Origin of the sequence: Streptococcus sp. 400_SSPC (assembly GCF_001072745.1) — a bacterium.
GTDB lineage: Bacteria > Bacillota > Bacilli > Lactobacillales > Streptococcaceae > Streptococcus > Streptococcus xiaochunlingii.
This window is the reverse complement of record NZ_JVIQ01000036.1, coordinates 1-815: the sequence shown is the minus strand read 5'-3', so window position 1 is coordinate 815 and position 815 is coordinate 1. Positions and strand designations below refer to the sequence as shown.

Sequence of the window (815 nt, the reverse complement as noted above, 5' to 3'; positions counted from 1 at the left end):
TCAAGGGGTTAAGACACCGCCTTTTCACGGCGGTAACACGGGTTCGAATCCCGTACGGACTATCGCAAAAAGTTGTTACATTGGTAGCAACTTTTTTTGTTTGATAAAACCATTATTCTGACATTTTTATCAAAATAATGACCAATTAGAATAAGAAAAGATTCCAAATAGAAAATAAGCACAAATAAATCCAAACCTCCTTTAAAATAAAGACAAGTTAGAAAGGAGGTCCAATGAACTTTAAAAAATCATATGAGAAAGTAAAATGGATAGTATGGAAATGTGAAAAGGAATTTTATATTCATCTTTGGGATCACGCAGATTGGGAACAAGAAGGTAGACTGGTCTTATATGAGCTACAAATAAGTAATCCGGAAGTAGAAGAAAATGAAGAAATTCTATTAACCTACTTCAAAACAAAGTTTCGTAACCATATAAAAGATAAAGTTAGAAAACAAGAAAGTGATAAAAGGAAGTTAAATAAGGTCCCTTATACAGAAATTGGAGAAATCAGCCATCGACTTCGATCAAAAGAACTCTTTTTAGATGAACTAGTCCTGTTAAGAGGAGCCCTAAAAGAATTCCGAAAAAATCTAACCGATCAAGAAAAAGAAGATTATGATAAACTTCTGATGAATCAACGTTTTTCAGGAAGAGCAAAGATGCGGAGAAGGCTAAAAGAATACTTGAAAGACTTCAAGGATCAACATTTATGAAAAAGGATGTAAGAAAGCATCCTTTCTCATAAAAATAAAAATTTAAAAAAATAGAAAAAAGATATTGACAAGGACATATGGACGTGATATACTAATATA

At 31.8% G+C, this 815-nt stretch carries 1 protein-coding gene; it reads left to right on the top strand.

All coding sequences use genetic code 11. The features are described 5' to 3' along the window. The first annotated feature begins 233 nt into the window (after positions 1 to 233). Complete coding sequence (locus ADH49_RS05105; RefSeq protein WP_048690418.1) at positions 234 to 716, top strand: hypothetical protein; 483 nt, start codon at positions 234 to 236, stop codon at positions 714 to 716. Positions 717 to 815: the final 99 nt, after the last annotated feature.

What these genes read in the sequence shown, in the direction of transcription:
- ADH49_RS05105 (WP_048690418.1), top strand. Translation starts at nt 234, where the DNA reads ATGAACTTTAAAAAATCATATGAGAAAGTAAAATGGATAGTATGGAAA.